This is a genomic window from Aquibium sp. A9E412, assembly GCF_030398335.1.
In the GTDB taxonomy this organism is placed as follows: Bacteria; Pseudomonadota; Alphaproteobacteria; order Rhizobiales; family Rhizobiaceae; genus A9E412.
This window is the reverse complement of record NZ_JAOAOP010000070.1, coordinates 1-17,695: the sequence shown is the minus strand read 5'-3', so window position 1 is coordinate 17,695 and position 17,695 is coordinate 1. Positions and strand designations below refer to the sequence as shown.

At 71.1% G+C, this 17,695-nt stretch carries 16 protein-coding genes; 10 read left to right on the top strand and 6 right to left on the bottom strand.

Annotated elements, in window-relative coordinates; translation table 11 throughout:
- The 3 genes from N1F89_RS17785 to N1F89_RS17775 all read left to right on the top strand — a co-directional run.
- Nucleotides 1-306 (top strand): ABC transporter permease subunit (locus N1F89_RS17785; protein WP_290085745.1); only part of this gene is annotated, 306 nt, incomplete at its 5' end.
- Nucleotides 306-1,316: an ABC transporter ATP-binding protein gene (locus N1F89_RS17780; RefSeq protein ID WP_290085744.1), complete on the top strand. Its 1,011-nt coding sequence runs from the start codon at nt 306-308 to the stop codon at nt 1,314-1,316. The genes N1F89_RS17785 and N1F89_RS17780, both read left to right, overlap by 1 nt.
- Nucleotides 1,316-2,311, top strand: coding sequence for an oligopeptide/dipeptide ABC transporter ATP-binding protein (locus N1F89_RS17775; protein ID WP_290085743.1), 996 nt, complete (start codon nt 1,316-1,318; stop codon nt 2,309-2,311). The genes N1F89_RS17780 and N1F89_RS17775 overlap by 1 nt, the downstream gene beginning before the upstream one ends.
- Nucleotides 2,312-2,334: 23 nt before the next feature.
- Here N1F89_RS17775 and N1F89_RS17770 read toward each other — a convergent pair whose 3' ends face one another.
- The 6 genes from N1F89_RS17770 to N1F89_RS17745 all read right to left on the bottom strand — a co-directional run bounded on the left by N1F89_RS17770 (nt 2,335) and on the right by N1F89_RS17745 (nt 8,647).
- Nucleotides 2,335-4,212 carry a TRAP transporter fused permease subunit gene (locus N1F89_RS17770; RefSeq protein ID WP_290085742.1) on the bottom strand — a complete coding sequence of 626 codons (1,878 nt, stop codon included), beginning with the start codon at nt 4,210-4,212 and terminating at the stop codon, nt 2,335-2,337.
- A gap of 88 nt (nt 4,213-4,300) precedes the next feature.
- The gene (locus N1F89_RS17765) at nt 4,301-5,332 is read right to left on the bottom strand and encodes a TAXI family TRAP transporter solute-binding subunit (RefSeq protein WP_290085741.1); all 1,032 of its coding nucleotides are present in this window, start codon (nt 5,330-5,332) and stop codon (nt 4,301-4,303) included.
- A gap of 92 nt (nt 5,333-5,424) precedes the next feature.
- Nucleotides 5,425-6,576 (bottom strand): UxaA family hydrolase, encoded by a 1,152-nt coding sequence (locus tag N1F89_RS17760; protein ID WP_290085740.1) that lies wholly within the window; start codon nt 6,574-6,576, stop codon nt 5,425-5,427.
- Nucleotides 6,577-6,591: 15 nt separating this feature from the next.
- Nucleotides 6,592-6,873 carry a UxaA family hydrolase gene (locus tag N1F89_RS17755; protein WP_290085739.1) on the bottom strand — a complete coding sequence of 94 codons (282 nt, stop codon included), beginning with the start codon at nt 6,871-6,873 and terminating at the stop codon, nt 6,592-6,594.
- Nucleotides 6,874-6,896: 23 nt separating this feature from the next.
- Nucleotides 6,897-7,946, bottom strand: coding sequence for an Ldh family oxidoreductase (locus N1F89_RS17750; protein ID WP_290085738.1), 1,050 nt, complete (start codon nt 7,944-7,946; stop codon nt 6,897-6,899).
- 17 nt (nt 7,947-7,963) lie between these two features.
- Entirely contained in the window at nt 7,964-8,647 is a 684-nt protein-coding gene (locus N1F89_RS17745) for a GntR family transcriptional regulator (RefSeq protein WP_290085737.1), read from the bottom strand.
- A gap of 226 nt (nt 8,648-8,873) precedes the next feature.
- Here N1F89_RS17745 and N1F89_RS17740 point away from each other — a divergent pair, with 226 nt between their 5' ends.
- The 7 genes from N1F89_RS17740 (at nt 8,874) to N1F89_RS17710 (ending at nt 17,662) form a co-directional block, all read left to right on the top strand.
- Nucleotides 8,874-10,253 (top strand): amidohydrolase family protein, encoded by a 1,380-nt coding sequence (locus tag N1F89_RS17740; protein ID WP_290085736.1) that lies wholly within the window; start codon nt 8,874-8,876, stop codon nt 10,251-10,253.
- On the top strand, nt 10,250-11,545 hold the full coding sequence (locus N1F89_RS17735) for a Zn-dependent hydrolase (protein ID WP_290085735.1): 1,296 nt from the start codon (nt 10,250-10,252) through the stop codon (nt 11,543-11,545). Before N1F89_RS17740 ends, N1F89_RS17735 begins: the two co-directional genes overlap by 4 nt.
- Entirely contained in the window at nt 11,542-12,630 is a 1,089-nt protein-coding gene (locus N1F89_RS17730) for a DUF917 family protein (RefSeq protein WP_290085734.1), read from the top strand. The genes N1F89_RS17735 and N1F89_RS17730 overlap by 4 nt, the downstream gene beginning before the upstream one ends.
- A 111-nt stretch (nt 12,631-12,741) precedes the next feature.
- Nucleotides 12,742-14,412, top strand: coding sequence for a urocanate hydratase (locus N1F89_RS17725; RefSeq protein WP_290085733.1), 1,671 nt, complete (start codon nt 12,742-12,744; stop codon nt 14,410-14,412).
- On the top strand, nt 14,409-15,773 hold the full coding sequence (locus N1F89_RS17720) for a UbiD family decarboxylase (protein WP_290085732.1): 1,365 nt from the start codon (nt 14,409-14,411) through the stop codon (nt 15,771-15,773). Before N1F89_RS17725 ends, N1F89_RS17720 begins: the two co-directional genes overlap by 4 nt.
- A gap of 111 nt (nt 15,774-15,884) precedes the next feature.
- Nucleotides 15,885-16,445, top strand: coding sequence for a UbiX family flavin prenyltransferase (locus N1F89_RS17715; RefSeq protein ID WP_290085731.1), 561 nt, complete (start codon nt 15,885-15,887; stop codon nt 16,443-16,445).
- Nucleotides 16,446-16,642: 197 nt separating this feature from the next.
- Entirely contained in the window at nt 16,643-17,662 is a 1,020-nt protein-coding gene (locus tag N1F89_RS17710; protein ID WP_290085730.1) for a TRAP transporter substrate-binding protein, read from the top strand.
- Nucleotides 17,663-17,695: the final 33 nt, after the last annotated feature.

Genomic DNA, 17,695 nt, shown 5'->3' with positions numbered 1-17,695 from the left:
GGCGCGCGCGACGGGCGCATCATGCGCCGCGTCATCCTGCCCAACGCGCTGCCGCCGCTGATCGTCTCGGCGACGCTGACGGTCGGCGTGGCGATCCTGTTCGAGGCGGGGCTCTCCTTCCTCGGCCTCGGCGATCCCAACACGATGAGCTGGGGCCTGATGATCGGCGCCAACCGCGTCTACATTCTCGACGCCTGGTGGCCGGTGACGTTTCCCGGTCTCGCCATCTTCCTGTCGGTGCTGGCGATCAGCCTGGTCGGCGACGGCCTCAACGACGCCTTCAACCCGAAGCTGAGGCAGCGCTGATGCCGGACACGCAAGCCGCCCCGGAGCCGGTGCTGTCGATCCGCGGCCTCGAGGTGGCGTTCGAGACGCGCAACGGCACGGTCAACGCGCTCGACGGGATCGATCTCGACCTGTTCGCCGGCGAGACGCTCGGCGTGGTCGGCGAATCGGGCTGCGGCAAGTCGATGACCGCCCTGGCGGTGATGGGGCTGGTGCCCAATCCGCCCGGCCGGATCGCCGGCGGCCGCATCCTGTTCGCCGGCGAGGACATCGCGCAGGCCTCCGAGCGCCGCATGTGCGCGCTGCGCGGGCGCGACGTGGCGATGATCTTCCAGGAGCCGATGACGAGCCTCAACCCGGTGTTCACGGTGGGCGAGCAGATCGTCGAGGCGATCCTGCTGCACCAGGACGTCGCGCCGTCGGCCGCGCGGACGATGGCGGTGGACCTGCTGCGCACGGTGGGGCTGCCCGATGCCGAGCGGCGCGTCGGCGCCTATCCGCACGAACTGTCGGGCGGCATGCGCCAGCGCGTCATGATCGCCATCGCGATCTCCTGCCGGCCCAAGGTGCTGATCGCCGACGAGCCGACCACGGCGCTCGACGTCACCGTGCAGGCGCAGATCTTCGAGCTGATGGAGCGCATCCAGGCCGAGATCGGCGCCGCGATCATGCTGATCACCCACGACATGGGGGCGATCGCCGAGATGGCCGACCGGGTGGCGGTGATGTATGCCGGCCGCGTCGTCGAGCAGGGCAGCGCCGACGCCATCCTCGACCGGCCGCTGCATCCCTACACGCGCGGCCTGATCGACTGCATCCCCGTGCTCGGCAAGCAGGCCGGCGCAGCGCAGCGGCCGCCGCCGCTCAGCGAGATCCCCGGCGTCGTGCCGCCGCTGCACGCGCTGCCGGCCGGCTGTGCGTTCGCCGAGCGCTGCCCGCTCGTCCACGCGCGCTGCCGCAACGAACGGCCCGTGCTGACGCGGAGCGGCCACCGGGTCGCCTGCCATGCGGCCGAAAGGGAGATCGCGTGATGCCGCGGGCGCCGGACGAACCCGTGCTCGACGTGCGGCGGCTGTCGGTCCGCTTCGCGCTGCCGAAGCCGACCCTCTTTGCCCGGCGCAGCCATCTGCGCGCGGTCAGGGACGTGTCCTTCGCGCTGCAGCCGGGCCGGACGCTCGGCCTGGTCGGCGAATCGGGGTCGGGCAAGACGACGACGGCGATGGCGGCGATCCGCCTGCTCGCCGCGGCGGAGGGGGAGGTGCTGTTTCGCGGCCGCGATCTGCTGAAGCTGGACGCCGAGGCGATGCGCGCGGAGCGGCGCAACGTGCAGGTGATCTTCCAGGATCCCTATTCATCGCTCAATCCGCGCGACCGCGTGCGCACGATCGTGCGCGAGCCGCTCGACCTGATGCGCGGCGGCGAGAGCATGGCCGCGCGCGAGGCGCGCGTGGCCGAGCTGGTGCGCGAGGTCGGCTTGCGGCACGACCAGCTCGACCTGTTTCCGCACCAGTTCTCCGGCGGCCAGCGCCAGCGCATCGCCATCGCGCGGGCGCTGGCGACCAACCCGCAGGTGGTCGTCTGCGACGAGCCGGTGTCGGCGCTCGACGTGGCGATCCAGGCGCAGATCCTCAACCTGCTGCGCCGCCTGCAGGACGAGCGCGGCCTGTCCTATCTGTTCATCTCGCACGATCTCGGCGTGGTGCAGCACATCTGCGACGACGTCGCGGTGATGTATCTCGGCCAGATCGTCGAACAGGCCGACCGCGCCAGCCTGTTCGGCCAGCCGCGCCACCCCTACACCGCCACGCTGCTCGCCGCGGCGCCGTCGCTCGCCCGGCGCAAGAGCGCCCGCACGGCGCGCCAGCACGTGCCGCGCGGCGATCCGCCGAGCCCGTTCCGGCTGCCCGCCGGCTGCACCTTCGCCGCGCGTTGCCCGCGCGCGGAGGCGCGCTGCCGCGAGGCCGCGCCGGCGCTGCGCGACGTCGGCGGCACGCGGGTGGCCTGTCACTTTCCGCTGGGCGGCTGAGCGGCGCCGCGCGGCCGCGCCGGTCACGGCGCCGGCGTCGCCTCGACCGGCCTGCGCCGGACCTGCAGCGCCACGACGATCAGGATGAGCGCGGCGGCCGCCGCGAGGCTGCCCGTCGCGCCGTCGACCAGCCACAGGCAGGCGAGCGCGGCGGCAAGGCCGGCCGCCACCGTCTCCAGCATCGTCGTGGGCACCAGCAGATGGCGCACGGTGACGATCAGCAGCGCGACCGTGGCGATCAGCCAGGCCAGAAGCGGCAGGGCGAGGCTCGCCGGGCTGGGCGGAAAGGCCAGCACGTCGCTGCGATAGACGAACAGGAAGGGCAGCAGCAGCGGCCCGGCCATCAGCCGCATCGAGGCCCAGGCGGTGCCCCAGAAGCTGGTCTCGGCGATGCGGCTCGCCACCATCGCGGCCGTGGCCACCGGCGGCGTCACCGCGGCGTAGACGGCGAAGTAGTAGACGAACATGTGCGCGGCCAGCGGATCGATGCCGATGTTGCGCAGCGCCGGAACCATCATGATCGCCACCATGGTGTAGGCGGCCACCGTCGGCAGGCCGCAGCCGAGCAGGATGGAGGCGAACATGACGATGAGCAGGGCGAGGAAGTGCTGCTCGCCGACCAGGCCGGCGAGCGCGCTGGCGAATTTCGGGCCGAGCGCGGTGGTGACCAGCGACTGCGCCACCAGCGAGATGGCGGCCGTGACGATGGCGAGCGCGGCGCCCTGCTGGGCGCCGGTGACGAGGCCGCGCACCAGCGCGCCGAGCGCCTTCCTCATCCCGTCGGCGGAGCGCCAGGTGGTCGGGCGCAGCAGGGTGACGGCGACGACGGAGGCCACCGCGATGACCACCGAGGTGGTCGCGGAATAGCCCTGGACGAGGAAGTAGACGAGTGCCGTCAGCGGCACGGCGAACGGGACGATCTCGCTGCGGATCACGGCGAAGTCGGGCGGCTCGCTCTCGGCGATGCGGCCCGTCTTGCGCACGAGGAAGAAGATGGCGATCAGCATGCCGCCGTAGAACATCAGCGCCGGCACCAGCGCCCGGGCGGCGATCTCGATGTAGCTGATGCCGAGATAGGCGGCCATGATGAAGGCGCCGGCGCCCATCACCGGCGGCAGCACCTGGCCGCCGCACGAGGCGACCGCCTCGACGGCGCCGGCGTCGCGGGCGCGAAAGCCCTGCCGCTTCATCGTCGGGATCGTGAAGATGCCGGTAATGGCGACGTTGGCGACGGTCGCTCCGGTGACCGTTCCCAGGAGCGAGCTCGACACCACGCAGGTGACCGCCGCGCCGCCGCGCAGCAGCCGGCCCATCCAGTTGCCGAGCTCCATGAACAGGCGGGTGACGCCGGTCGAGGCGAGCAGCGCGCCGAACAGCATGAACAGGAAGATGATGTTGGCCGAGATCGGCGTGATCTGCCCGTAGAGCCCGCTGCCGCCGGACGAGATCAGGAAGGTCATCGCGTAGTCGAAGGAGGGGTGCGAGGCGGCCTGCAGGGGGCCGCTGATGTTGTCGCCGAGGAAGAAGTAGAGCAGCCCGACCACCGCCATCGCGGCGATGACGAGGCCCCATTCCATCCAGCACAGGATGATGACGGCGGCCATGATGGCGATGCCGGCATAGAGCTGCGGCGTGCGCAGGCCGATGCCGAAGCGCAGCTCCAGGTCCTCGGTGACCGTGAAGAGATAGGCGCTGGCGGCGACCGAGGCGACGAGGCAGGCGACCGCCAGGAGCCGCAGCACGCCGGTGCGCCGGATCGCCTGGTCGAGCCCGACCAGCAGGGCGGCGAAGCCGACATGGATGATCGCGTGCTCGCCCTCGGTGAACGGCCGCTCGTAGGCGAAGTAGAGATGGTAGAGAGCCGCCAGCAAGGCCAGCGCGGCCGCGACGCGTGACATCATGTTCGTGGCTCTCTCCCGGGTCCTTCGGCGGGCTGAGGGATGCCGGCCGCGGGCGCGGCAGCGCCCGCCCGCCGGCCGGTCGCGCCGGCTACTCGAGCGCGCCCGCTTCGCGGAAGGCGCGCGCGGCGCCGGGATGCAGGTCCTCCGCCTTCCAGTCGCCGAGCAGGCCCTCGGTCGTGGCGATCACGCTCAGCGTCGCCGCATAGGTCGGCAGCGCCTCGGCGTTCTCGATCATGAACTTGGTCAGCTCGTAGGCCGTCTCCTCGGGAAAGTCCTTGTGCACGGCGATCGAGGCGGGCGAGTAGATCCACTTCACCGACCGGTCCGACGCCGCCTCGGGCACGATGGTCTTGTCGACCGTCATGGCGCGGAAGGTGAGGCCGACCTCGGCGGCGCGCTCGAACGCCTCCTCGGGGAAGCCGACGAGGTGGATCTCCTGGCCGGAGGCGAAGAGCTGGCTGACGACGCCTGGCTTGAAGGCCTGCGTGCCGTCGGGCGTCATCACGAGCTGCGAGATGATCGCGTCGGCCCGCCCTTCCGGCAGCGCCTCGTGCGAGGGCGTCGTGCCCATGAACTCCATCTCCGGCTTGACGTCCGGCAGCCCGCTCTCGAGGAACAGCGCCGGCAGGCCGCCCCAGTGGGCCTGGGCGCGGCGGCCGAGCGCGAGGGTGCGGCCGTCGAGGTCGGTCGCCGATTCGATGGCGGGGTCCGTCGTCAGGATGCCGATGGCGCCGTAGAAGCCGTTGAACAGCACCTTGACCTGGTCGCGGACGTCCGGGTGGGGCTCGTCGAAGAACGGCTCGACGCCCTGCTCGGCATAGACGTAGTCGAGCACGCTGGTGCAGCCGACGGTCTGCGCCCACTCGCCGCCGGCCATCATGTTGACGGTCACCGCGGTCGAGCCGGGGCCTTCCGCGTTGACGATGCGCAGCGTGGGATGGCGCTTCTCGGTCAGATCCTGGATCGCGTTGCCGACGGTGTACATGATCGAGCCGAACGGCGCGCAGCGCATGCCGATCTCCTCGGTCTGCGCCGCCGCCTGGCCCGCGAGCCCCATGAGGCCGAGCGCCGCGGCGGCAAGCGCCGTGCCCGCGGGCCTGAGAATGGTGTCGATGGTCATGGGTTTGCTCCTCCACGTTTTCGTTGTTCCGAGACGTCGTGAAACCCTTCCCGCCGTCTCGGAGCGGCGGGAAGGCCCCCGTCGTGGCGCCGTCACATCGACGGTTCGAAGCGGCTGATGGCCGTCTCGCGGACGTTGAGAACCTCCGAGGTGGTCAGCGCGCCGGAGGCCACCTCGAGCGCGAAGCCCAAAAGCCGGTCGCCGGCCTCGCGCAGCGGCTCGCCGCTCTCGATCACCGGCGAGACGTCGAAGTCGATGTTGTCGCTGAAGTTGGCGACCGTGTTGCGGTTGCCGGAGACCTTGACGGTGGTCGCCACCATGCTGCCGATCGGATTGCCGACGCCGGTCGAAAAGAGGATGAGCTGGCAGCCGCCGGCGGCCAGCCCGGTCAGCGATTCGACCGCCGGGGCGGGCGTCGCCATGAAGTGCAGGCCGGGCTCGCGCGGCGCGCGGCCGTAGTCGAGCACGCCGACCAGCGGGCTGGTGCCGGCCTTCGCCATGGCGCCGAGCGCCTTTTCCTCGATGGTCGTCAGGCCGCCGCGGATGTTGTCCTTCGACGGATTGGCGCCGCGCAGGTCGAGGCCGCGGGCCATCACCTCCTTCTCGAAGCCGAGGACGGAATCGAGGAACTGCCTGCCGACCTCCTCGCTGACGGCGCGCTCGGCGAAGACGTGCTCGGCGCCGAAGAACTCCGACGTCTCTGAGATGACCACCTTGCCGCCGCCCTCCACGATGTGGTCGGCGACGACGCCGATCGACGGGTTCGAGGCGAGCCCGGACGTGGTGTCGGAGCCGCCGCACTCGACGCCGACGGTGAGCTTGGACAGCGGCTGGCTGGTGCGGCGCTGGCGGCTGGCCTCGCGCACCATGCGGGCGGCGTGGCGGGTCGCCCGGGCGGTGGCCTCGATGGTGCCGCCGACGAGCTGGATGTTGACGACCTCGAGCGGCTTGCCGCAGGGGCGGATGCGCTGGGCCACCTCCTCGCTGGTCACCGGCTCGAGCCCGATCAGCACGATGCCGGCGAGATTGGGGTTGCGGGCGAGCCCGGCCAGCGTGTCGTAGGCGATCTCCAGGTCGCGGCCGAGCTGGCCGCGCACGAAGAGCGTGGTCACCGGCACGGTGCCCTGGACGGCCGCGGCGACGGCGCGCGTCACCGAGTTGCAGTTGTCCATGACGGAGACCACGCCGACATAGTTGCGCAGGCCCACCTGACCGTCGGGCCGCTCATATCCGAGAAAATTCAACGTGTTGCCTCCTGTTCAGCGGTCGCCGCGGGCGCGCAGCGCCTCCACATTGTGGATATGGACGTGATCTCCGACGGCGATGTCGGCCGTCGCCCGGCCGATCACCTGGCCGTATTTCAGGATGTCGGTGCCGCTCTTGAGCGCGACGACGGCGCATTTGTGCCCGTAGGGGATGTCGGCCAGGATGGTGATCGTTCCGCTGCCTTCGCCGGTCAGCTCCGCCTCGGCGCCTGCGGCCGCGTCGTCGATCAGCGTCGCGACGTTGTCGTTCGGGTTGAGCACGATCGCCCGTGTCATCTGGCACTCCTTCGATGGCCTGTTCATGGGGTTCCGCCGCCCGGCGCGGCGGGGAAGGGGAGACCGGCGGCCTCGCCGGCGGCGGTCAGCTCGCGGACGATGGCGGCCATCAGCGGGACGCCGTCGCGCTCGGCGCGGCGCTCGGCCTCGAGCGCGCGCTCGCCGGGGATGCGCGCGTCCGCGCCGCCCTCCTCGGCGAAATGGGCCGTCCAGGCGGCGATGTGGGCGTCGTAGGCGTCGCGGCCCTGCATGAGCTCGGGATTGAGCACCAGGATCAGCGCGTTGAGGTGGCCGGTGCCGCTGCGCGCGGCGCCGCCCTCGTTGAGGCTCTTGCGAAAGGTGGCGCCGGCCAGGCTGCCGGCGAGAACCTCGACGATCATGGCCAGCGCCAGGCCCTTGTGCCCGCCGAAGGGCAGCAGCGTGCCGAGCAGCGCAGCCTGCGCGTCGGTGGTCGGCGCGCCGTCGGCGTCGAGCGCCCAGCCTGCGGGAATCGGGTCGCCCTCGCGCGCGGCGAGCAGGATGTTGCCGCGCGCGGCGACGCAGCAGGCCATGTCGACGACGACCGGCGGCCCGTTCGGCCGCGGCGCGGCCATCGCCAGCGGGTTGTTGCCGATCAGCGCCGCCCTGGCGCCGGGGGCGCCGATGATCGGCGGCGTCGCCTGGAACATCAGCGCCACCATGCCGGCTTCCGCGGCGCCGAGCAGGTTGACGCCGAGCGCGCCGAGATGGCCGGAATCCTGCAGCTGGCAGGCGACGACCGGCTGGCTGCGCGCCAGATCGACGGCCGCCTCGACCGCGCGCGGTCCGGCGACCTGGCCGAGCATGCCGCCGGCGTCGTAGCGCAGCAGCGCCCCGGCGGTCGAGACGTCGGGCGTCGCGGCGCCGGCGACCTCGCCGGAGGCGAGCTTTTCCAGATAGCTCTTGAGGCGCGCCACGCCGTGCGTCTTGTAGCCGCGCGCATCAGTGCGCACGAGCACCCGAGCCGCCAGGGCGGCATCGCCGCGCGGCACGCCAGCGCCGGCCAGCATGGCGGCCGTCCAGTCCTCCAGCGCGGCGCGGGGGATGCGATGCATGGGGTCTGCGGCGGCGGTCACAGCACGAACCTCTGGTAGCGTTTCAGGTCCTCGATGGCGCTCCTAATGCCGAGGCGCCGGAGCTGCTCGGCCTCCTCGGCCCTGCCGGCGGCCATCGCCTCGAGCAGGCGCCGCAGGTTGGTCAGGCCGTGCTCGACGCGCCCCGGCAGCACCAGGACGCGGCGCATGATGATCTGCGTCTGGTCCTGGACGCTGTCGAGCATCGCCTTGAGCACCGGATTGGCGGCCGCCTCGATGATCGTCTTGCGCAGGCGGTTGAAGTAGGTCTCGTAGAGCTCGATCTGGCCCGACGTGATGCGCCGCTCGAACTCGGCGTCGCATTCCTCGAGGAAGGCCGTCCACACGCCCGGATCCGCGTTCTCCACGGCGCGCCGCACGGCGAGGCCCTCGAGCACCTCGCGCACGTCGTAGATCTCGAACACCTGGCCGAGCTCGAACCGCCGCACGATCGCGCCGCGGTTGGGGATGCGCTCGACCAGGCCGCGGGTCTCGAGCGCCGCGAGCGCCTCGCGAACGCGCGTGCGGGAGATGCCGAACTCCTGCGCGAGCTCCTGCTCCTTGAGCTTTCCGCCCGGCGGGATCTCGTGCTCGGAGATGCGCCGGCGCAGCTCCGCCAGAAGCGCGGACACCTCCCAGCGTCCCCCCTCGGCATGCTCGGGCCGGTCCGTCTTGCCGCTCATGTCTCCTCCCTCAGAGACCCTTAGGGTGCTGGAACGTCGGCAGGATTGTCAACATTCCTGTAAACATATTTGCGAACTTTCTGCCGTCGCCGTGCCCGCCGGCGTCCGGGCCGGGGGCGGTCGGCCGCCACGCGCCGGAGTTCGCGATCCGGTATGATCGACTTCGGCGAAAACGATTGTCGCGTGGCGCCAACTTTCCCGATCCTCCGCCGGTCCAGGAGGATCCATGAGCGACTTCGATCTGATCATCACCGGGCGCGTCGTCGGCGCGGACCGCGTGCGGGAGAACGGCTACGTGGCGATCCGCGGCGGGCTGGTCGAGCGCGTCGGCGAGGGCGCGCCGCCGGCGGCGCGCGAGCGCCAGGATTTCGGCGGGGCCTACGTCCTGCCCGGCGCCATCGATGCCCAGGTCCATTCGCGCTCGCAGCGCGGCCAGGAGGATTTCGTCTGGTCGACGCGCGCGGCGGCGGCCGGCGGCGTGACGACGATCGTCGACATGCCCTATGACGACGGCGTGCTGATCTGCACCGGCGAGCGGCTGGCGACCAAGGCGCGCGAGGCGGGCGAGCAGGCGCGCGTCGACTTCGCGCTCTACGGCACGGTGCATCCCGAGGACGGCCCGCGCCACATCGCCGAGATGGTCGAGGCCGGCGCGGCCGCCTTCAAGTTCTCCACCTTCGGCACCCATCCGCAGCGCTTTCCGCGCATTCCGCCGCACATGCTGCAGGCCTGCTTCGCCGAGATCGCCCGGCACGGGCTGGCCGCCGGCGCGCACAACGAGAACGACGAGGTGGTGCGCGCCGCCGAGGCCGCGGTGCGGGCCGCCGGCATCACCGACCACCGCGCGCACGGCCTGGCGCGGCCGGCGCTGGCCGAGGCGCTGGCGACCGCCGAGGTCTACGAGATCGGCGCGGCGACGGGCTGCGCGGCGCACATCGTGCACTGCTCGATCGGCCGTGGCTACGAGCTGTGCCAGGACCATCGCGCGCGCGGCCACGACGCCACCATCGAGGCCTGCATCCACTATCTCGTGCTCGACGAGGAACAGGACGTCGCCCGGCTCGGCGGCAAGGCCAAGATCAACCCGCCGGTCCGCGCGCGGGCCGAGGTCGAGGCGCTGTGGCGCCATCTGGCCGCCGGCAACGTCACCGTCGTGTCGACCGACCATGTGAGCTGGTCGGAGGACCGCAAGAGCGATCCCGTCATGCTCGACAACGCCTCCGGCGTGCCGGGCCTGGAGGTGCTCTACACGCTGCTTCTCGACGGCCTGACGAAGCGCGGCCTGAGCCCGGTCTGGGCGGCGCGGCTTCTCGCCGCCAATCCGGCGCGGCTGTTCCGCATCGGCCACCGCAAGGGCGCGCTCGAGCCCGGCCGCGACGCCGACGTCGTCGTCATGGCGCACGATCCGCGGCGCTACGACGCCGCCGCCAGCGGCCACAACGTCGTCGGCTGGAGCCCCTATCAGGACATGGCGCTGCAGCACTGCGCCGTCGCCACCTTCCAGCGCGGCGAGATGGTCTTCGACGGCACCCGGGTGCTGGCCGAGCCGGGCGCCGGCCGCTTCGTCACGCCGGCCCGGGCGCTCACGGCAGGGGCCGCGCGATGAGCGCGCGGCGCGGCAACCTGCCGGTCGACGGCGGCCGGCTGTGGGCCGACTTGATGGCGCTCGGCACCATCACCGAGCCGGACAGGCCCTACACCCGGCGCTCCTTCTCGCCGCTGTTCCTCGAAGGACGCGACTGGCTCGCCAAGCGCTTCGCGGCGGCCGGGCTCGCCGTCAGGACCGATGCCGGCGGCAATCTGATCGGCCGGCTCGACGGCGCGCGCGGCGACGCCGGCACCATCATGATCGGCTCGCATTCCGACACCGTGCCGGCCGGCGGCCGCTTCGACGGCGTGGCCGGCGTCATCGTGGCGCTCGAGATCGTGCGCTCGCTGCGCGCGGCGGGCCGGCGGCTCGACTGCGCCATCGAGATCGTCGACTTCCTCGCCGAGGAGCCGAGCGAATTCGGGCTGTCCTGCGTCGGCAGCCGCGCCATGACCGGGCGGCTGACGGAGGCGCAGCTCGCCTACCGCGACCCGGCCGGCGAGCGCCTCGACCAGGCGATCCGCCGCGTCGGCGGCGATCCGGCCCGGCTCGCCGCGGCGCGGCGCGACGACATCGTCGGCTTCTTCGAGCTGCATATCGAGCAGGGCATCGTCCTGGAGCAGAACCGCATCGACCTCGGCCTGGTCACCGGCATCGCCGGCATCGCCCGCGTCGAGATCGTTTTCGAGGGGCGCGCCGACCACGCCGGCACGACGCCGATGGACCTGCGCCGCGACGCCGGGCTGGCCGGCGCCATGACCGCCGCCTTCGTCGCCGAGGCGGCCGGCGAGGCGGCGGCCGGCGGCAACGGCCACTTCGTCGCCACCACCGGCATCGTCGAGCAGGCGCCGAACGCGGCCAACGTGGTGCCGGGCCGGGCCCGGCTCGTCGTCGACATCCGCGCCGAGGACCACGCGGCGACCGAGCGCTTCCTGGCCGCGCTCGATGCGCGCAGCGGCGAGATCGCCGCCGCGTGCCGCGTCGAGCGGGCGCGCTGGGCGCTTCTGTCCGACACCGACCCGTCGCCCTGCGACGCGGGGCTGCAGGCGCTGCTGTCGCAAAGCGCCGAGGCGCTGGGCTATTCGTACCGGGCAATGGCCTCCGGCGCCGGGCACGACGCCGCCTTCATGGCGCATGTCGCGCCGAGCGCCATGGTCTTCGTGCCGTGCCGCGAGGGGCGCAGCCACGCGCCCGAGGAATGGGCCGAACCCGATGCGATCGCCGCCGGCGCGGCGGTCATCCACGATGCGGTGCTGCGGCTGGACGCGCAGCGCCGGCAGAACGCAGCTGAAGGGAGCGACGCCGGATGAAACGGATACTGAGAGCCGCGGACGTCGAGGCCGCGGTCAAGGGCGGTGCGGTCTATGCGGCCGGCGGCGGCGGCTGGGCCGATCACGGGCGCATGCTGGGAACGGCGGCGGTCAACGCCGGCGAGCCCGAGCTGGTGTCGATGGACGAGGTGCCGGACGAGGCGTGGATCGCCACGGCGGCCGCGATCGGCGCCCCGGCCGGCACCACCGAATGGCAGATGCTCGGCGTCGACTACGTTAAGGCCGTGCAGATGGTCGAGGACGAGCTCGGCGCGCCGATCTTCGGCCTGATCATCGGCCAGAACGGCAAATCGAGCACGCTCAACGCCTGGCTGCCCTCGGCGATCCTCGGCACCAAGGTGATCGACGCGGTCGGCGACATCCGCGCCCATCCGACCGGCGACATGGGCTCGATCGGGCTGGCCAACTCGCCCGAGCCGATGATCCAGTCGGCGGTCGGCGGCAACCGCGCGAACGACGCCTATATCGAGCTCGTGGTGCGCGGCGCCACCGCCAAGGTGTCGCCGATCCTGCGCACCGCCTCCGACATGTCGGGCGGCTTCATCGCCTCGTGCCGCAACCCGGTGCCGGCGGCCTATGTCCGCGAGCATGCCGCGCTCGGCGGCATCTCGATGGCGCTCGACCTCGGCGCGGCGATCATCAAGGCGGAGGCGCGCGGCGGCGCGGCGGTGATCGACGCGATCTGCAAGCAGACGAAGGGCGAGATCATCGGCCAGGGCAAGGTGACGCGCAAGGACGTCGTCTACACCAGCGAGGCCTTCGACGTCGGCACCATCCATCTGGGCAGCGGCGGCGACGCCTGCGTGCTGCACGTCATGAACGAGTACATGGCCGCCGACGACGGACACGGCGCGCGTATCGCCGGCTATCCCGACGTCATCACCACGCTCGACCGCGACGGCGTGCCGATGAGCGTCGGCGAGGTCGTCGAGGGCATGGAGCTTCTGGTGCTGCGCGTGCCCAAGACGGTGATCCCGCTTTCGGCCAGCGTCACCGATCCGGCGGTCTATCCGTCCGTCGAGGCGACGCTCGGCATCAATCTGACCGACTACGCGCTCGGTTAGGGCCGTTCTTTCGTCCGCTGAATCGCGGATCGGCCCTAACCCGTTGTTTCAATGCGCTTCCGTGCGGCGAACCGGTTGTCATTTCGCCTGGAAGCGCTCGAGGAGACCGTCATGCATCGAGACTTCACCGTGACGAGCGGCACGACGCTGCGCTGCAAGGGCTGGCGTCAGGAAGGGCTGCTGCGCCTGCTGGAGAACGTGCTCGCCGTCGGCGAGGACCCCGACAACCTGATCGTCTATGCCGCGCTCGGCCGCGCGGCGCGCGACTGGCCGTCGCACGACCGGATCGTCGAGACGCTGAAGACCATCGAGGACGGCGAGACGCTGATCGTCCAGTCGGGCAAGCCGATCGGCGTGGTGCGCACGCACGCCCGGGCGCCGGTCGTGGTAATGGCCAACTGCAACATGGTCGGCCAGTGGGCGAAGGCGGAGAACTTCTACCGCTGGCAGGACGAGAACCTGATCTGCTGGGGCGGGCTGACGGCCGGCGACTGGCAGTACATCGGCTCGCAGGGCGTCATCCAGGGCACCTACGAGATCTTCATGCGCATCGCCGAGCAGCGCTTCGGCGGCGACCTTGCCGGCCGCTTCGTGCTGACGGCGGGCCTCGGCGGCATGGGCGGCGCGCAGCCGCTGGCCGGCGTCATGGCCAACGCCGCCATCCTGTGCGTGGAGATCGATCCGCGGCGCATCGAAAAGCGCATCGAGGCCGGCTATCTCGACCGCCGGGCCGAGACGCTCGACGAGGCGCTGGCGCTGATCGGCGAGGCGCGGGCGAGGAACGAGCCGTTGTCGGTCGGCCTGTGCGCCAACGCGGCCGACGTCTTTCCCGCGGTGCTGGAGCGCGGCATCGTGCCCGACGTCGTCACCGACCAGACCTCCGCGCACGACCTGATCTACGGCTACGTTCCGGCCGACTACGACCTGGAGACCGTGCGGCGCATGCGCCGCGAGGCGCCCGACCGGCTGATGGACGCCTCGCGCCGCTCGATCATGCGCCACGTCCGTGCCATGCTGGGCTTCCAGAAGGCGGGGGCCGTGGTGTTCGACAACGGCAACCTGATCCGCACCCATGCGAAGGAGGGCGGCGTCGAGAACGCGTTCGACATCCCGATCTTCACCGAGGCCTTCCTGCGCCCGCTGTTCGCGCGCGCCATCGGTCCGTTCCGCTGGATCGCGCTGTCGAACGATCCCGAGGACATCCGCAAGATCGACGTCTGGCTGCTCGACGCCTTCAAGCACGACACCATCGTGACGCGCTGGATCAAGCTGGCGCGCAAGCACGTGCCGGTCGAGGGCATGCCGGCGCGCATCGCCTGGCTGGGACACGGCGACCGCACGAAGCTCGGCCTGGCGGTCAACCGCATGGTGCGCGAGGGCGTGCTGGCGGGGCCGGTCGCGTTCACCCGCGACCACCTCGACGCCGGCGCCATGGCGCATCCCAACATCATGACGGAGAACATGCGCGACGGCTCCGACGCCATCGCTGACTGGCCGCTGCTCAACGCGCTGGTCAACTGCGCCTCGCAGGCCGATCTGGTGGCCATCCATTCCGGCGGCGGCGGCTACTCCGGCTACATGACGAGCTCCGGCGTGACGCTGGTCGCCGACGGCTCGGCCGAGGCGGACGAGCGGCTGGAGCTGACGCTGACCAACGACACCGCGACCGGCGTCATGCGCTATGCCGATGCCGGCTACGCGGAATCCTTCGACGAGATCGGCCGCAAGGACATCCGGCATTTCAGGCTCGACACGAGCGGCCGCAACGGAGCGGGGGCATGAGCGTCGACCAGAGCATGCGCGGCTTCCTGCGGGCGCTGGAGGAAAGCGGCGGGCTGCACCGCGTCGGCCGCGCCGTCGATCCGCGCTTCGAGATCGCCTCGGTGCTGTCGCTGCGCGACGACGGCGCCGCACAGCTCTTCGAGACCGTGCACGGCCACGCCATGCCCGTCGTCGGCAACCTCTACAACCGCCGCGCCCGCTTCGCCCAGGCGCTCGGCATCGAGGAGGCGGCGCTCGACGCGCATTGCCTGGCTGCGCTGCGCCGGCCGGTCAAGCCGGTCATGGTCGAGGCGGGGCCGGTGCAGGAGGTCGTCCACCGGGCGCCCTTCGACATCGCCGCGCTGATGCCGGTGCCGCACTGGTTCGAGAAGGAGGGCGCGCCCTACATCACCGCCGGCGTCATCGTCGCCCGCGACCCGGAGACCGGCCGGCGCAACGTCTCGATCGCCCGGCTGCGGCTGGAAGGCGGCGTGCGCATGATGGCCGGCATCGCCAAGAACCACCATCTGGCGCAGATGGCCGAGAAGGCGCGCCGGCTCGGACGCGAGCTCGAGATCGCGGTGGCGATCGGCAACCATGCCGCCGTCCTGCTCGGCTCGCAGCTCTATCTCGAGCTCGGCGAGGACGAGTTCGACAACGCCGGAGCGCTGCTCGGCGCGCCGGTCGAGCTCGTCAGGTGCAAGACCGTCGACCTCGAGGTGCCGGCCCACGCCGAGATCGTCATCGAGGGGCGGCTCAAGCCCGACGAGCTGATCGAGGAAGGCGCGGTGTCGGAGTTCCCCGGCTTCTACGTCTATTACGGCCCCGGCATCGGCGTCGAAGCGACCTGCGTGACGCACCGCAAGGACGCCATCTACCAGGCGATCCTGCCCGGCTATGCGCGCGAGCACTGCCTGATCGGCGCGGTGTCGATCGGCGCGACGCTGACGCGCGACCTCAAGCGCGCCATCCCGGCCGTGCGCCGCGTCTTCGTCACCGAGGGCGGCATGGGCCGGCTGCATGCCGTCGTCACCATGCACAAGCCGCGCCTCGGCGAGGGCAAGCGCGCGGTGCTCTTGGCGATGGGCGCGGTCAACCTTCTCAAGCTGGTCGTCGTCGTCGAGGACGACGTCGACCCGGAGGACTGGCGCCAGGTCGAATGGTCGCTCGCCGCGCGCTTCCGCGGCGACGAGGACCTGATCGTGCTGCCGGGCGTCAAGGCGGACCGCTGCGATCCGGTGCACGAGGACCTCGTGGTCACCAAGATCGGCATGATCGCCACCACCCGTCCGGGCGACGGCGAGCCGGGCGGCCGCTCGGAATTCGTCCGGCCGCCGCAGGACGTCTACGAACGGGTGCGCCGCGACCTTAAGTCGTACTAGAACGTTTGCGGGCGAGGTCGACCCCGGCCTGTCGTCCGAAAACGCGTCAAAACAACAGGTTGGAGCCGATCTTTGCTTCCGTGAAAGGCAGATCGGCTGTCGCGAGGGCAGATGACCAAACGCTACATCGTCGCGATCACCGGGGCCTCCGGCCACGTCTACGGCATCCGGCTTCTGGAGGTGCTGCGCGCGCTCGGCTGCGAGAGCCATCTCGTGATGTCGCGCTCGGCCGTCGTCGCGCTGGCGCACGAGACCGACATGAAGCAGGCCGACATCCATGCGCGCGCCGACCACGTCTATTCCAATGACGACGTGGCCGCCGCCATCTCGAGCGGCTCGTTCCGCGTCGACGGCATGTTCGTCGCGCCGTGCTCGGCCAAGACGCTGGGCGAGATCGCCTCGGGCGCCTGCGGCACGCTGGTCTCGCGCGCCGCCGACGTCAGCCTGAAGGAGCGGCGGCGGCTGGTGCTGCTGTTCCGCGAGACGCCGCTGCATCTCGGCCATTGCCGCAACATGGTCGCCGTGACGGAGATGGGCGCCATCGTCATGCCGCCGGTGCCGGCCTTCTATCCGCGGCCCGACACGGTCGAGGAGATGGTCGACCACACCGTCGGCCGGGCGCTCGACCTGTTCGATCTCGATCCGGGGATCGTCAAGCGGTGGAAGAGCTAGGGCTTGCCACCGGCCCGCGCCGACGGCAGGGGAGGGCGGCCCGCACACGGTTTCGGTCGGGCCTTCGTCTTTCGTGATCGGCCAGTTCCGCAAAACCTATTTCAGGGACGACGCCCGCAGACGCGATAGTTTCCGACGTCATACGAAAATGGCTGGTTACCTGAACCGCAGGCGTCAGCTCGAAAGGGGATGAGACGATGACAACAATCAAACGACTGACCATGGCCGCCGTTGTGCTCGGGGCAGCATTCGCACAGCCGGCCCTGGCGGACTCGCCCGTGGTGCTGAAATTCGCCAGCGCCTTCCCGCCCGGCACCAAGACGAACGCCTTGTCGATTCCGGCCTTCATCGAGGCGGTCGAGGAGGCCTCCGAAGGCACGCTGAAGATCGAGCACTATCCCGGCGGCACGCTCGGCGCCAGCCCGACGACCCAGCTCAAGCTGGTCGAGGACGGCGTGGTCGACATCGCCGAGGTGGTCGCCTCCTACACGCCCGGCCGCTTTCCCGAACTGGAGATGTTCGAGCTGCCCTTCGTCTTCGAGTCGACCCGCGAAGCCAGCCTGACCGCCTACGCGCTCTACGAGAAGGGCCTGTTCAGCGGCTTCGACGATCTCGAGCTCGTCGGCATCGCCGAGGTCGGCCCGTACTACCTGCACAGCAAGTCGGAGGTCGCCTCGGTCGACGACATCTCCGGGCTCAAGCTGCGCGCCGGCGGCCCGGTGCAGGGCGCGGTGGTCAGCGCGATGGGCGGCGTTCCCGTGGGCGGCATGCCGGCGACCCAGATCGCCGAGAACATCTCGCGCAACGTCGTCGACGGCACGCTGATGGACATCGGCAACATGTTCAACTTCCGCATCGCCGACGCGGCCGAGTACCACGTCGTCAACGCGCCGCTCGGCAACGTGGCGGTGATGTTCCCGATGCGCAAGGAGACCTACGAGAGCCTGCCGCCGAAGGCCAAGGCCGCCTTCGACAAGTATCGCGGCATGTGGTTCTCCGAGGTGCTGGCAGAGAACCTCGACGCCCAGAACCAGGAGTCGCTCGAGCGGCTGGAAGCCGATCCCGAGCACACCATGGTGGAGTTCTCCGACGCGGACATCGCCACGCTCAAGGACGCCTTCTCCGGCCTCAAGGAGCGCTGGGACAGCGAGACCGACGGCGTCAACCTCTACCAGGAGATGCTGGCCGCGCGCGACGCCGTGCGCGCCGGCGAGTAAACCCGCAGCGTGCGGCCGCGGCCATCCCGCCGC

Coding starts and splice junctions, on each gene's coding strand:
- N1F89_RS17780 (WP_290085744.1), top strand. CDS start 306: ATGCCGGACACGCAAGCCGCCCCGGAGCCGGTGCTGTCGATCCGCGGC.
- N1F89_RS17775 (WP_290085743.1), top strand. CDS start 1,316: ATGCCGCGGGCGCCGGACGAACCCGTGCTCGACGTGCGGCGGCTGTCG.
- N1F89_RS17770 (WP_290085742.1), bottom strand. CDS start 4,212: ATGATGTCACGCGTCGCGGCCGCGCTGGCCTTGCTGGCGGCTCTCTAC.
- N1F89_RS17765 (WP_290085741.1), bottom strand. CDS start 5,332: ATGACCATCGACACCATTCTCAGGCCCGCGGGCACGGCGCTTGCCGCC.
- N1F89_RS17755 (WP_290085739.1), bottom strand. CDS start 6,873: ATGACACGGGCGATCGTGCTCAACCCGAACGACAACGTCGCGACGCTG.
- N1F89_RS17750 (WP_290085738.1), bottom strand. CDS start 7,946: ATGCATCGCATCCCCCGCGCCGCGCTGGAGGACTGGACGGCCGCCATG.
- N1F89_RS17745 (WP_290085737.1), bottom strand. CDS start 8,647: ATGAGCGGCAAGACGGACCGGCCCGAGCATGCCGAGGGGGGACGCTGG.
- N1F89_RS17740 (WP_290085736.1), top strand. CDS start 8,874: ATGAGCGACTTCGATCTGATCATCACCGGGCGCGTCGTCGGCGCGGAC.
- N1F89_RS17735 (WP_290085735.1), top strand. CDS start 10,250: ATGAGCGCGCGGCGCGGCAACCTGCCGGTCGACGGCGGCCGGCTGTGG.
- N1F89_RS17730 (WP_290085734.1), top strand. CDS start 11,542: ATGAAACGGATACTGAGAGCCGCGGACGTCGAGGCCGCGGTCAAGGGC.
- N1F89_RS17725 (WP_290085733.1), top strand. CDS start 12,742: ATGCATCGAGACTTCACCGTGACGAGCGGCACGACGCTGCGCTGCAAG.
- N1F89_RS17720 (WP_290085732.1), top strand. CDS start 14,409: ATGAGCGTCGACCAGAGCATGCGCGGCTTCCTGCGGGCGCTGGAGGAA.
- N1F89_RS17715 (WP_290085731.1), top strand. CDS start 15,885: ATGACCAAACGCTACATCGTCGCGATCACCGGGGCCTCCGGCCACGTC.
- N1F89_RS17710 (WP_290085730.1), top strand. CDS start 16,643: ATGACAACAATCAAACGACTGACCATGGCCGCCGTTGTGCTCGGGGCA.